13 protein-coding genes and 1 tRNA gene are annotated in these 11,978 nt (G+C 71.3%); 4 read left to right on the plus strand and 10 right to left on the minus strand.

Annotated features, from left to right (window positions below):
- Positions 1-48: 48 nt before the first annotated feature.
- Entirely contained in the window at positions 49-837 is a 789-nt protein-coding gene (locus ACIWQI_RS00175) for an IclR family transcriptional regulator (RefSeq protein ID WP_396655032.1), read from the plus strand.
- Here the strand turns inward: ACIWQI_RS00175 and ACIWQI_RS00180 are convergent.
- From ACIWQI_RS00180 to ACIWQI_RS00225, 10 genes are all read right to left on the minus strand, one after another.
- Positions 834-1,742 carry an alpha/beta fold hydrolase gene (locus ACIWQI_RS00180; protein WP_396655033.1) on the minus strand — a complete coding sequence of 303 codons (909 nt, stop codon included), beginning with the start codon at positions 1,740-1,742 and terminating at the stop codon, positions 834-836. The genes ACIWQI_RS00175 and ACIWQI_RS00180 overlap by 4 nt on opposite strands.
- A complete protein-coding gene (locus ACIWQI_RS00185) occupies positions 1,739-2,491 on the minus strand; it encodes a 3-hydroxybutyrate dehydrogenase (RefSeq protein ID WP_396655034.1) in 753 nt (250 codons plus the stop codon). The genes ACIWQI_RS00180 and ACIWQI_RS00185 overlap by 4 nt, the downstream gene beginning before the upstream one ends.
- On the minus strand, positions 2,491-3,168 hold the full coding sequence (locus ACIWQI_RS00190; protein WP_396655035.1) for a TetR/AcrR family transcriptional regulator: 678 nt from the start codon (positions 3,166-3,168) through the stop codon (positions 2,491-2,493). The genes ACIWQI_RS00185 and ACIWQI_RS00190 overlap by 1 nt, the downstream gene beginning before the upstream one ends.
- Positions 3,165-4,751, minus strand: a complete 1,587-nt coding sequence (locus tag ACIWQI_RS00195) for a class I adenylate-forming enzyme family protein (protein WP_396655036.1) — start codon at positions 4,749-4,751, stop codon at positions 3,165-3,167. Before ACIWQI_RS00195 ends, ACIWQI_RS00190 begins: the two co-directional genes overlap by 4 nt.
- The gene (locus tag ACIWQI_RS00200; protein ID WP_396655037.1) at positions 4,751-5,887 is read right to left on the minus strand and encodes a branched-chain amino acid ABC transporter permease; all 1,137 of its coding nucleotides are present in this window, start codon (positions 5,885-5,887) and stop codon (positions 4,751-4,753) included. Before ACIWQI_RS00200 ends, ACIWQI_RS00195 begins: the two co-directional genes overlap by 1 nt.
- On the minus strand, positions 5,884-6,759 hold the full coding sequence (locus tag ACIWQI_RS00205) for a branched-chain amino acid ABC transporter permease (protein ID WP_396655038.1): 876 nt from the start codon (positions 6,757-6,759) through the stop codon (positions 5,884-5,886). Before ACIWQI_RS00205 ends, ACIWQI_RS00200 begins: the two co-directional genes overlap by 4 nt.
- Positions 6,756-7,505 (minus strand): ABC transporter ATP-binding protein, encoded by a 750-nt coding sequence (locus ACIWQI_RS00210; RefSeq protein ID WP_396655039.1) that lies wholly within the window; start codon positions 7,503-7,505, stop codon positions 6,756-6,758. The genes ACIWQI_RS00205 and ACIWQI_RS00210 overlap by 4 nt, the downstream gene beginning before the upstream one ends.
- Complete coding sequence (locus tag ACIWQI_RS00215; RefSeq protein ID WP_396655040.1) at positions 7,502-8,266, minus strand: ABC transporter ATP-binding protein; 765 nt, start codon at positions 8,264-8,266, stop codon at positions 7,502-7,504. The genes ACIWQI_RS00210 and ACIWQI_RS00215 overlap by 4 nt, the downstream gene beginning before the upstream one ends.
- A gap of 12 nt (positions 8,267-8,278) precedes the next feature.
- Complete coding sequence (locus tag ACIWQI_RS00220) at positions 8,279-9,475, minus strand: substrate-binding domain-containing protein (protein WP_396655041.1); 1,197 nt, start codon at positions 9,473-9,475, stop codon at positions 8,279-8,281.
- A gap of 355 nt (positions 9,476-9,830) precedes the next feature.
- Positions 9,831-9,903 (minus strand) — tRNA-Lys (locus ACIWQI_RS00225).
- A gap of 97 nt (positions 9,904-10,000) precedes the next feature.
- Here ACIWQI_RS00225 and ACIWQI_RS00230 point away from each other — a divergent pair.
- From ACIWQI_RS00230 to ACIWQI_RS00240, 3 genes are read left to right on the plus strand one after another with little or no spacing between them, the layout of a single operon-like run.
- Positions 10,001-10,855: an inositol monophosphatase family protein gene (locus ACIWQI_RS00230; RefSeq protein ID WP_396655042.1), complete on the plus strand. Its 855-nt coding sequence runs from the start codon at positions 10,001-10,003 to the stop codon at positions 10,853-10,855.
- Positions 10,852-11,436, plus strand: a complete 585-nt coding sequence (locus ACIWQI_RS00235) for a hypothetical protein (RefSeq protein ID WP_396655043.1) — start codon at positions 10,852-10,854, stop codon at positions 11,434-11,436. The genes ACIWQI_RS00230 and ACIWQI_RS00235 overlap by 4 nt, the downstream gene beginning before the upstream one ends.
- A 53-nt stretch (positions 11,437-11,489) precedes the next feature.
- Positions 11,490-11,900 (plus strand): GreA/GreB family elongation factor, encoded by a 411-nt coding sequence (locus tag ACIWQI_RS00240; protein ID WP_396655044.1) that lies wholly within the window; start codon positions 11,490-11,492, stop codon positions 11,898-11,900.
- The last annotated feature ends 78 nt before the right edge of the window (positions 11,901-11,978 follow it).

An 11,978-nucleotide genomic window follows, 5' to 3' on the forward strand; every position in this document is an offset into this window, starting at 1 on the left:
CACGCCGGCGCTTGCGATGTGGAGCGACGAGCGCGTAGCGTCCATATCGTGGACACTCGTGCAACAGGCACGGTGCCGGGCACGCAGGCGGTCGCCCGCGCGGCGCGGCTGCTGCGGCTGGTGACGGCCGCCGGCGAGGCCGGGGCGACGGTGGCCGAGCTCTCGCGCCGCGCCGGGCTCACGCGTCCGACCGCGCACCGGCTGCTCAGCGCCCTGCGCAGCGAGGGCCTGGTCGATCAGGACGAGGGCACCGGGCGATGGATGCCGGGGCCCGAACTCTTCCTCATGGGCAGTGTGGCCGCGGCCCGGTACGACGTCACGGCGCAGGCACGGGACATCGTGCGCTCGCTGGCCGTGCGCACCGAGGAGAGCGCCTTCTTCTCGGTGCGCCGCGGCGATGAGACCGTCTGCCTGCTGCGTGAGGAGGGATCGTTCCCGATCCGCTCGTTCGTGCTCGCCGAAGGCGTGCGCTTCCCGCTCGGCGTCGCGTCGGCGGGTCTCGCGATCCTGGCGTTCCTGCAGCCCCACGATATGGACGCATATCTGGAGCGGCATCCCGAGCTCCCCGAGCGCTGGGGCGCCGCGCACGGCGAGCGCCGGCTGCGGCTGCGCCTGGCGGAGACGAAGGCGCGCGGATACTCGGTCAACCCGGGGCTGATCGTGTCCGGCAGCTACGGGATGGGCGCCGCGGTGTTCGACCGCGAGGGCCAGCCGCAGTGGGCCCTCAGCCTCACGGGTGTGGAATTCCGCTTCGGGCCCGAGCGCCAGGCTGAGCTCGGCCGCATCCTTCTCGCCCACGCGCACCAGCTGACCACGCGCATCGCCGCGGCCCGCTAGGCGGATGCGGCCAGCTCCTGCTCGATCACGTCGGCGACGCGGCGCGCCCCGGCATCCGACATCACGATCGTGTAGTGGTTGAACCCGTCCACCCGCTCGTGAACGATGCCGGGATGCCGCGCCAGCAGCGCGCGAAGGCGCTCAGCGCTGTACAGGCCGGGCTCCTCGTCCTGCAGGCCGCGCGGCACCGTGAGGAGCCGAGTGGGCACGGCCAGCGCGTCCAGCGCGTCGGTCACCGCCGTCGTCGTGTTCATGTCGATCGTGTCGTCGATGACCGACTGATAGGTGGTCGCCGGCTGGAGCGAGCCGTCCGCACCCGGGACCAGGTCGTAGGTCAGATACGCCTCGAGCTCGCTGCTCCAGTCGTGCGCGAACGCGGGATGCGACCGCCAGAAGTCGAGGTACTCGGCGGCGTCGGCGAAGCGCATCGACAGCCGTGCGGCGGTGGGTCCGAGAATGTGCGCCACCATCGTGTCGGGGTCGAGCCCGGCGGGCACGTCCAGCGGCAGTCCGCCGTCGACGAGCACGAGTCGGCCCGCGCGCTCTGGGTGCAGGCGTGCGAACGCCACGGCCACGAACGCGCCCATGGAGTGACCCGCCACGAGCACGCGATCCACGCCGAACCGGTCGAGCACGGCGGCGAGATCCGCCGCATGCGCGGAGAGGCCTGCCGGGCCCGCCAGGTCGCGGCTGCGCCCGCGGCCGCGCAGATCGGGGGCGATGAGCCGCACCTCGGGAAGCGCTGCGGCCACCTGCTGCCACGCCAGGTGCGACGAGGTGACCCCGTGCACCAGCAGCACCGTGGGCGTCGCCTCCGGGCGGACCGCGGGCTCCCATACGCCGACCTCGAGATCGCCGCCGGCGACGGGGACGGCGACGGTGTGCCGCCGGGATGTCAGTGTCACCGCGCCGTCCACCCGCCGTCGATCGTGTACGACGCGCCGGTGACCATCCCGGCCGCGTCCGAGGCGAGCCAGCCGGCGAGCGAGGCGACCTCGTCTGCCTCGACGAGGCGCTTGATCGCGCTCTCGGTGAGCATGACCTTCTCGACCACCTCGCTCTCCGGGATGCCGTGCACCGCGGCCTGGTCGGCGATCTGCTTCTCCACCAGCGGCGTGCGCACGTAGGCCGGGTTGATGCAGTTGCTCGTGACCCCGTGGGGGCCGCCCTCCAGAGCGGTGACCTTCGACAGTCCCTCCATGGCGTGCTTGGCCGTCACATACGCGACCTTGTACGCGCTGGCGCGCAGCCCGTGGGCGCTCGAGATGTTGATGACCCGTCCCCAGCCCTTCTCGTACATCGCCGGAAGCGCGGCACGGGTGAGCAGGAAGGGCGACTCCACCATCAGCCGCTGCATGAACCGGAACACCTCCGGGTCGAACTCCGGGATCGGCGACACCCGCTGGATGCCCGCGTTGTTCACGAGGATGTCGACGTCGAGGGTCAGCTCCTCCTGCGCGGCGGTGTCGGACAGGTCGACGACCCACGCCCGTCCGCCCACCTCCGCGGCGACGGTCTCGGCGGCCTCGCGCGAGATGTCGGCGACGATCACGTGGGCGCCCCGGCCGGCGAACTCGCGCACGCACGCGAGCCCGATCCCGCTGCCCCCGCCGGTGACCAGCGCACGCTTCCCGCTCAGATCCTGATCGGCCATCATGCATCCCTCTCCGGCCGCACGGCCAGCGCGTTGTCGATGAAGCGCATCATCGCTTCGAAGATCTCCGCGGGCAGCCGCGTCGGCGGCGCGCCCGCGGCATCCCGCTCCCACAGCAGGAACCGCATGCCGATGAGCTCACCCATGCCCATGAGCGCCCAGGCGCTGACGGCGGGATCCAGCGCCGGGTCGACGTCGCCGGCGGTCTGGGCCGCCCGCAGCCCCGCCTCGTAGCCCTCCACGATGCGGGTGTAGTGCAGGCGCAGCATCTCGGGCGAGACGAACTCCGCTTCGCGCACGACGCGGTAGAGGGCCGGGTGCTCCGCGGTGAAGCGGAAGAAGCCCTCGAAGCCTCGGCGCTCGGCCTCGAGCCGGTTGCCGGCCCCGGCCATCTCCTCGGCCATGGCGTGCCGCACCCGGCGGTTCAGGTCGACCACGAGCGCTTCGAAGATCGCCTGCTTGCTGTCGAAGTACAGATAGAAGGTGCCCAGGCCAATGCCGGCGCGCTCGGTGATCTTGACGATGGATGCCTCGTGGTAGCCCTGATCGGCGAAGACGAGCTCTGCCGCCTCGAGGAGCTTGCGGCGGGTCGCCTCGCCGCGCTTGGTGAGCGGACGGCCCGTCTGCGGCGAGATCGAGGGCCCCTCCTCGAGTGCGAGCGAATCCTCCGTGGTCATGCCGACTCTCCCTTCACGAGCGCCAGCGCCCGTTCGCGCAGCCGTGGGCGCGCGAGCTTCTCGATGGTGGAACGGGGAAGCGCATCGACGATCTCCACGCGCACCGGCACCTTGAACGCGGCGAGCACCGTGCGGGCGTGTGCGAGCACCTCGTCCTCGGAGAGCACCGCGCCTTCGACCGGAGCAGCGAAGGCCACGCCGCGTTCACCCCACACCCGGTCGGGCACCGCCACGACGGCCGCCTCGCGCACGAGCGGGTGCAGGCACAGCGCGGCCTCGACCTCGGCGGGTGCGACGTTCTCGCCCCCCGAGATGTAGATGTCCTTGAGCCGGTCGACGATCCGGTACACGCCGCCGTCGTCGCGGGCGGCGAGGTCGCCCGAGCGCAGCCACTCCCCCGACGTGGCGCGCGCGGTCGCGTCGGGGTCGCCGAGGTACCCCGCGAACACGCTCGGTCCGCGGATCCACAGCTCGCCGGTGGCCGCCCCCTCGAGCGCCAGGCCGCTCTCGGGGTCGACGAGGCAGACGTCGACGTGCGGATACGGTCGCCCGACCGCCCCGGGGTGATCGGCCGCCTCGTCCGGCGGGAGCACGAGCACGTTCGGCGCCGCCTCGGTGAGGCCGTAGCCCTGAGTCAGCGGCACGCCGCGCGCCGACCACTCCTCGAACAGGGCGGGCGGCATGGTGGCGCCGCCGACGAGTGCGATGCGCAGCCGGGACAGGTCCGCGGTGGCGAAGCGCGGGTCGTCGGCGAGCAGGCGGTACTGCGTGGGCACGCCCATCATGGCCGTGACCCGACGCTCCTGCAGCAGCTGCAGCACACGCGTGGGCTGGAACGATCGCTCCAGGACGACCGTCGCCCCGACCCACCAGGCCAGCAGCGGCTGCACGTTCCACGCCGCGACGTGGAACTGCGGGAGCATCGCGAGAACCACGTCGTCGGGGGTCAGCTGCAGGGCCCCGGCGAGGGCGAGGTTGTTCCAGAAGCAGTTGGCATGGGTCAGGACCACGCCCTTGGGGGCGGCCTCGCTGCCCGAGGTGAAGATCACCAGCAGCGGATCGTCGTCGCGGACGCCGCGCCGCGGCGCGGGGCGGCCCGCGCGCGCAGGCACGGCCGCCTCGATCCCGGTCGTGCCCAGCTCGGCGACGGGCGGAGCACCGGGCGTGCGTCGCCGGGCGTCTCCGGCCAGGCCCGCGTACTCGTCTTCCACGAGCAGCAGCGCGGCATCGGCACGCACGAGCGCCTCGGACAGCTCGCGGGCGGTGAGACGCCACGACAGCGGTGCGAACGCGACCCCCGCCTTGGCGCAGGCGAAGAAGGCGACGACGTGGTCGATGGAGTTGCCCGAGACGGTGGCGATGCGGTCGCCCGGGCCGTAGCCCGCGCGACGCAGCCCCAGCGACAGCTCGAGCGCCCGCGCCTCGAGGTCGCGGTAGGTGATCACCACGCCCCGGTCGTCGATCGCGATGCGCCCCGGGGAGGTCGCGGCGCGGTCGGCGAGCCAGCGGCCGACCGTGTGCGGGCCGTCCGCCACCGGCTCGCCGGGCAGCTCCCAGAGCGGCTCGCCGCCGGCATCCACCATCAGGCCCCCACCTCCTCGCGCGCGGCCTCCGCCGTCATCGCGTCGTCGGCGTCTCCCAGCTCGCTCAGCGCGGCGCGGGCGCTGCGGCCCCGGCGACGGCGCAGCCAGCCGTCGACGGTGCCGGCGATCCCGCCGGGAAGGAACATGACGACCAGGATGAACAGGGCGCCCAGCAGGAACAGCGGCTCGGACAGCGGCACCCGCAGCACGTCGGGCAGCGACGCGATCGCCTCGGAGCCCGCGAGCACCGTGAGCCGCTGGTCCAGCAGCGTGTAGAGCATGCCTCCCACGATGGCACCCCAGCGGAATCCGACGCCACCGAGCACGACCATGACCAGCACCGTGATCGTGAGGTCGGCCGAGACCGCCCGCGGCACCGTGCCCGACTGCAGCAGGAAGTACGAGATGCCCGCCAGGCACGCCATCGCGCCCGCGATGACGAAGAGGATGAGCTTGGCCACGTACGGGCGCAGCCCGAGCACGCGCACGCGCAGGTCGTTCTCCGCCGCGGCGTGCGCGACATGGCCGAGCGACGAGCGATCCACCCACAGGGCGACGAGGTAGACGACGACCAGCACCGCCAGGCACAGCCAGTACAGGTTGCGGGTGTTGACCACGCCGACGAGGAAGTCGGGCACGTTCTCGGTGTTCAGGCTCAGGCCCTCTTCGCCGCCGGTGATCTGCGCGTTGCGGGTCACCAGGAGCGAGCCGGCCTGCGCGAACGCGAGGGTCACCATGGCGAACGGGATGCCGGAGACCCGCATCGACACGGCCCCGGTCACCATCGCGATCACCAGGCCCCCGATGAGGGCGATGAACACGCCCGGCCACAGCGGCACGCCCGAGTACTCGAGGATGATGCCGAGTCCGTAGGCGCCGGCCCCGAAGTAGAGCGCGTGCCCGAACGAGAGCATCCCGCCCGAGCCCAGGAGCATGTTGTACGAGAGCGCGAGCGCGGCGAACACCATGCACAGGCTCAGCAGGGCGAGGCTGCCCGGCGTGTAGGTCGGACCGGGGAGGATCCCGGGCAGCGTGATGTTCAGCAGCGGCAGGATCGCCATGATGACGACGAGGGCGACCCCGATCGCGGCGGGCACGAAGGCGCGCCAGGTGGGGCGCGCGGCGGCGCGGGTCATAGCGTCCTCCCCATGAGGCCACGCGGGCGCACCAGCAGCACGACCGCCAGCAGCACGACGACGATGAGGTCGCCCGTGCCGCCCAGATAGGTGTTGGCGAACTGCTGCAGCACCGCCACCAGCACCGAGGCGATGGCGGCGCCGGTCAGCGACCCCAGGCCGCCGATGATCGTGACGATGAAGGCGAAGATGAGCAGGGTGCTGCCCATGTGCGCCGAGACGAAGGTGTACCAGTGCATGGCCAGCACACCGCCGATGCCGGCCGCCGCGCCGCCGATCGCGAACACGAGCGTGAAGGACCGGCGCACGTCGATGCCGAGCGCGGTCACCATCGCGCGGTTCTCCACTCCGGCGCGGATGATCATCCCGTATCGCGTCCGGCGCAGGAACAGCACGATCGCCGCCAGCACCACGGCCGCGCACAGCATCAGCAGCCAGTAGATGTTCGGGATGTTGGCGCCCAGCACCTGCGTCGTGCCCTTCAGCCACGGAGGACCGGCGACCGTGATGGCGTCGGTGCCCCAGATCCCCTCGAACAGGGCGACGGCGGCCAGCGCGAGCCCGACGGTGACCAGCACCTGCTCGATGTGCCGCTCGTACAGCGGCCGGATGAGCACGAGTTCGGTGACCGTGGCGAACAGGGCGCCCACGGCGCCTCCCACGAGGACCGAGAGAGCGAAGCCGCCCCAGGATGCGACGTCCAGGCGCTGCGCCAGCTCCCAGCCGACGAAGGCGGACAGGGTCAGGAACACACCGTGCGCGAAATTCAGCACGTGCATGAGGCCGTAGATCAGGCTCAGGCCGGAGGCCACCAGGAAGTAGAGGGCGCCCAGGCCCACGCCGGTCACCAGGACCAGGACGATGCCGCTCATGCGCGGGTCCCTTCGATGTCGGCCGCGGGAGCGGCATCCGCGTCGTCGACGTGCACGCCGAGAAGGCGCTGGGTCAGCTCCTCGTCGCCGAGGATGTCGAGAGCACGGCCGGTGTGGACGACCCGCCCGCCGGCGATGACGACCGCGTCGCCGGCAAGCCGGCGCACCACGTCGAGGTTCTGCTCGACGAGCAGGATCGGCACGGTCTTGGCCGCCTCGGCGAGCGCGTCGGCGACCTCGGCGACGATCTTGGGCGCGAGGCCCTTGGTGGGCTCGTCGACCAGCAGCACCTTGTTGTCGTTGAGCAGCGCGCGGGCCACCGAGACCATCTGCTGCTGGCCGCCCGACAGCGTGCCGGCCATCTGGTCGCGACGGGCGACGAGGTCGGGGAACAGCTCGGCGACCAGCTCGCGGCGGGGATGCCGCTGCCGTTCGGCGAGGGCGAGGTTCTCGGCGACGGTGAGCCGGGCGAAGACCTCGCGGTCTTCCGGCACGTATCCGACGCCGCGCTGGACGACCTTGTGGGTGGGCAGGGAGTCGATGCGCTCTCCGGCCAGCGTCACGGCGCCCCTGCGGCTGATGAGGCCGAGGATGCCGCGCAGCGTCGAGGTCTTGCCGACGCCGTTGCGGCCGAGCACGGCCGTGATGCCGGTCGCGGGCACCGAGAACGTCACGTCTTCGACGACCTGCTGGCCCGCGATCACGCAGCGCAGACCCTCGACGGTCAGGATCGGACTGTCGGTCATGCGGCGGTCCCCAGGTAGGCGCTCTGCACGACCGGGTCCGCCATGACGACGGCCGGCGTGTCGAACGCGATGATCTTTCCGAAGTGCATGACCGCGACCTTCTCCACCAGGCCCAGGAGCACCTCCATGTGGTGCTCGACCATCAGCACCGTGCGACCCTTCTCGCGGTGCATGCGCCGGATGATCTCGACGAGCCCCGGCACATCGCCCGAGGCGACGCCGGCCATCGGCTCGTCCAGGAGCAGGACCTCCGCGTCGGTGGCCAGCAGCACCGCGATCTCGAGCTTGCGCTTGTCGCCGTGCGAGATGTCGCCCGCCGGCGCGTCGAGACGGTGGCCGAGCCCGACCTCGGTGAGCTTCTCGACCGCCAGCTGGGTGTCCGCATCGCTGCGGCGCGGGAACCGGATCAGCGAGTAGCTGCCGCCGCGGGCGGCCTGAGCGGCCAGGCGGACGTTCTCGAGCACGGTCAGCTTCGGGAAGAGGTGGGATGTCTGGAAGGTGCGCCCCAGTCCCGCCCGCGTCCGACGCGGGATGGAAAGGCCCGTGATGTCGGCGCCACCCAGCTCGACGCGGCCGGCGGTGGGCCGCAGCACACCGGAGATCACGTTGAACAGCGTCGTCTTCCCGGCGCCGTTGGGCCCGATCACACCGACCATGGAGCCGGGTGCGACCGCGAGGTCGACGCCTTCGAGGATGGTGGCTCCGCCGATCTGCAGGCCGAGATCGTGCACGGCCAGCGCGGGCGGGACAGAGGTGCTCATCGGTGCGGGGTCCTACTCCGCCTCGGCCGGGGCGACCTCATCGGCCGGGACCGCGGCGATCAGCTCGGGCACGTACGTGTCGCCGTCCGCGACGAGCTTGGCCTGGTACATCTCCTGGATGAGGGCGTGGTCGCTCGCGCGGACCGTCGTGGTGCCCTTCGGGCCCTCGAACGAGTAGCCCTCGAGTGCCGCGATCATCGCGTCCACGTCGCCCTTGCCCTCCTGGATCGCGTGGACGATCATGAGCGCCGCGTTGAAGCCATCCGGGGTGAACAGGTCGGGCGTGCCGCCGGCGGCGGTGACGAGGTCGATCATCGTCGCGTTCACATCGTGGTCGTTGGCGCCCGGGAAGTAGTGGTTGAGGAACTGGATCTTCTCGGATGCCTCGCCGTACGCGCCGAAGGTGGCAGCGTCGCCGAGACCGGTGACCACGGGGATCGTGTCGAGCACCTGCTGCTGGAGCAGCGCCTGCCACATCGCACCGGAGGTGGCACCGGCCCACGCGACGAACACCAGGTCGGGGTCGCCGTCGAGCAGCTGCGTGGCGAACGGAGTGAACTCGGTCACATTCTCAGCGACGAGGATCGAGTCGACGGTCGCACCCTTGGCCCCCAGGATCGCCTTGACGGCAGCCTCGTTGCCCTGACCGAAAGCGGTGTTCTGGGCGAAGACCGTGACCTTCTTGCCGTCGAGGTCGTCCAGGAACGTGCCCGCGGTGGCCACGTCCTGCGCGCTCTGGCGGCCGGAGCGGAAGGTGTACCCGTTGATGCCGGTGAGGGCGTCGGCCGCAGCCGGTCCGGAGATGTAGAGGACCTTGTTCTGCGCGGCCTGCTCGGCCAGGGCCAGCGCCACGCCGGAGGAGGCGGTGCCGGCGAGGATGTTCACGCCGTCGCCGATGAGCTCCTTGGCGGCGGTCACGGCCTTGTCCGGGTCGCCGCCGTCGTCCTTGTACACGACGTCGATGGCGATGCCGTCGACCTCGTTCGTGCCGTCGGTGGCGTAGTCCAGACCCGCCTTGAAGCCTTCCAGGTACTGCTTGCCGTAGCCGGCGAGCGCGCCCGACTCGCTGGTGATCACGCCGACCGTCACCTCCGCGGGCCCGGCCGGTGTGGCGTCCCCGCCGGCCTCCGTCGACGGCGCGCACGCCGCCAGAACGAGGGCGGCCGTGGCGACCACGGATCCCATGAGCAACTTCTTCGTAACGCGCATGTGCGTGCCTTTCACCTTCGAAGGACTGTTGGGTGCATAAACCTGAAATCTGATTCAGGTCTTGCCAAGAGTAGGAAAGCGGCTGCCGCTCGTCAAGTCGCCGGGGCGGTTCGAGCCTTCGGCGGCACGGCGCTGGGGGCGCATCACTACGCGAACGTCGGGCATGTGTATCCGGTGCCGTCGGATTCGGCGTGGACAGCCCGGATCGGGCGCAGGTGCGACACGTACGACGTCGCACCGTTCACCCTGCAGGAAATCATCTGGCGGGCGCAGAACTTGGTGCGCGCAAGGACGTGTGAGTGACTTCCGTTCCGAGGAACGAGAGAAGCCCCGGCACACCGGGGCTTCTCTGGGGTGCGCCCCCTGGGACTCGAACCCAGAACCCACTGATTAAGAGTCAGTTGCTCTGCCGATTGAGCTAGAGGCGCATGGCTCGCAGCACGGTGGCGGGCCGAGGGTCAACGATAGCATCACGGTCCTCCCCCTCGCCAATCGAACGCGGGCGTCGACGGCTATCCTGAACGGGTGACCTCCCCCTCGTCCACCGGCGACTCCGGCGCGCCCGCATTCCGCGATCCGAGGAGCGATCTCACCCTCGCGCTGCGGCTCGCCGATGCGGCGGATGCCGTCTCCATGGCTCGGTTCGAGGCCGACGACCTCGATGTGAGCGCCAAGCCCGATGCGACCTTCGTCACCGAGGCGGACCTCGCCACCGAACGGGCGATCCGCGACATCCTGATCGCCGAGCGAGCGCAGGACGGGATCCTCGGCGAGGAGTACGGCACCTCGGGCGACACCCGCCGTCAGTGGATCATCGACCCCATCGACGGCACGCACAATTACCTCAAGGGCATCCCCATGTGGGCGACCCTCATCGCGCTCGCCGTCGACGGCGTCCCGCAGGTCGGCGTCGTCAGTCAGCCCGCGATCGGCCGGCGATGGTGGGGCGCGACCGGCCTCGGCGCGTGGACGAACGACGCGTCGGGGAAGCCCCGCGCGATCCGGGTCTCCGCCGTCGACGCCCTCGAGCGCGCGAGCGTCAGCTTCCAGAGCGTCGCCCAGTGGGACGAGGCGGGCCGCCTCGACGCGCTCCTGCGCCTGACCCGCCGCGTCTGGCGCGACCGCGGCTACGGCGACGCCTGGCCGTACATGCTGCTGGCCGAAGGCCGCCTCGAGTTCGTCGCCGAGTTCGGCGTCCGCGAGTACGACATCGCCGCGCACGTGCCGATCATCGCCGAGGCGGGCGGCCGCCTCACCTCCTTCGCTGGAGAGCCGACGATCACCGCCCGTTCGGCGCTGGCGACCAACGGCATCCTGCACGACACGTTCCTCGAGCTTGTGCGCACCGCTCCCCCCGACACCCTGGAAGAGATGCGATGACCCTCCCCCGCCTCCCCCGCACGCTCGCCGGCCTCGCCATCGCGGTCGCCGCAGCGACCGCGCTCGCCGGCTGCGCCGGAGCGGAGCCTGAGCCCGAACCGACCTCGCAGGCGCCCAGCACGGAGCCGTCCGCTCCCGAACCGGCGCCGACGGCGGAGGAGGCACCCGAGCCGCAGGCCGACCCGACGTGCGACACGATCATCCCCGACGACGTCGTCGCAGCCTTCGAGGAGGCGAACTGGTCGTTCCGCGAAGAGGTGTTCCGCGTCGGGGCCACCGAGATCCCCGGCGGCATCACCTGTACCTGGGGCGACATGTCTGTGGCCAGCGACCACGTGCAGATGTTCGGGTGGGCGCCTCTCAGCGGAGATCAGTCGACGCAGCTGCGCAGCGCCCTGCTGCAGGAAGGCTGGCTCAGCGAAGAGGGATCGAACGGCGTCTACATCACCGAGGACCCGGACACCGCCGTCGCACCAGACGACGAGGGCTACGGCTGGACCTACCTGTTCGGCGACGGCTGGGTCACCTTCGCCGACACCAAGCAGGGGCTCGTCCTCGTGGAGTGGCCGCCTGCGGGCTAAGGTGGTTGTTCCCGCATTCGCAGGATGGCGCGGGTCGAAGGAAGGTTGCGGTCATGGCGACGGATGCGGTGTGGATGACAGAAGCCGCTCGCGCGCGGCTCGAGGATGAGGTCGCCGAGCTTGAGCGACGGGCCGCGGCGGGAGACCAGTCGGATGCCGCCCGCGCCCTGCAGCTGCGCACACTGCTGCGCAACGCCCAGGTCGGCCGCATGCCCGACGACGGGCTCGTCGAGCCGGGGATGGTCGTGACGGTGCGCTTCGCGGCCGACGGCTCCGAGACGACGTTCCTGCTCGGCAGCCGCGACCTGGCCGCGCTCGACCCCGACCTCGAGATGGACCTGTATTCGCCGACCTCGCCGCTCGGGGCCGCGATCACGGGGCGCAACGTCGGCGACACCGTCTCGTACACCGCACCCTCCGGCGCGCAGGAGATCACCATCGTGTCAGCGGTTCCCTTCGGCTGAGCCGCCGGTGCAGACAGAACCGGGCTCCCGCACGATGTGCGGGAGCCCGGTCCCTTCAAGCCGTGGCCGCTGGGGGGT

The organism is Microbacterium sp., from assembly GCF_044508325.1.
In the GTDB taxonomy this organism is placed as follows: domain Bacteria; phylum Actinomycetota; class Actinomycetes; order Actinomycetales; family Microbacteriaceae; genus Microbacterium.

Coding starts and splice junctions, on each gene's coding strand:
- ACIWQI_RS00185 (WP_396655034.1), bottom strand. CDS start 2,491: ATGGCCGATCAGGATCTGAGCGGGAAGCGTGCGCTGGTCACCGGCGGG.
- ACIWQI_RS00190 (WP_396655035.1), bottom strand. CDS start 3,168: ATGACCACGGAGGATTCGCTCGCACTCGAGGAGGGGCCCTCGATCTCG.
- ACIWQI_RS00195 (WP_396655036.1), bottom strand. CDS start 4,751: ATGGTGGATGCCGGCGGCGAGCCGCTCTGGGAGCTGCCCGGCGAGCCG.
- ACIWQI_RS00200 (WP_396655037.1), bottom strand. CDS start 5,887: ATGACCCGCGCCGCCGCGCGCCCCACCTGGCGCGCCTTCGTGCCCGCC.
- ACIWQI_RS00205 (WP_396655038.1), bottom strand. CDS start 6,759: ATGAGCGGCATCGTCCTGGTCCTGGTGACCGGCGTGGGCCTGGGCGCC.
- ACIWQI_RS00210 (WP_396655039.1), bottom strand. CDS start 7,505: ATGACCGACAGTCCGATCCTGACCGTCGAGGGTCTGCGCTGCGTGATC.
- ACIWQI_RS00215 (WP_396655040.1), bottom strand. CDS start 8,266: ATGAGCACCTCTGTCCCGCCCGCGCTGGCCGTGCACGATCTCGGCCTG.
- ACIWQI_RS00220 (WP_396655041.1), bottom strand. CDS start 9,475: ATGCGCGTTACGAAGAAGTTGCTCATGGGATCCGTGGTCGCCACGGCC.
- ACIWQI_RS00235 (WP_396655043.1), top strand. CDS start 10,852: ATGACCCTCCCCCGCCTCCCCCGCACGCTCGCCGGCCTCGCCATCGCG.
- ACIWQI_RS00240 (WP_396655044.1), top strand. CDS start 11,490: ATGGCGACGGATGCGGTGTGGATGACAGAAGCCGCTCGCGCGCGGCTC.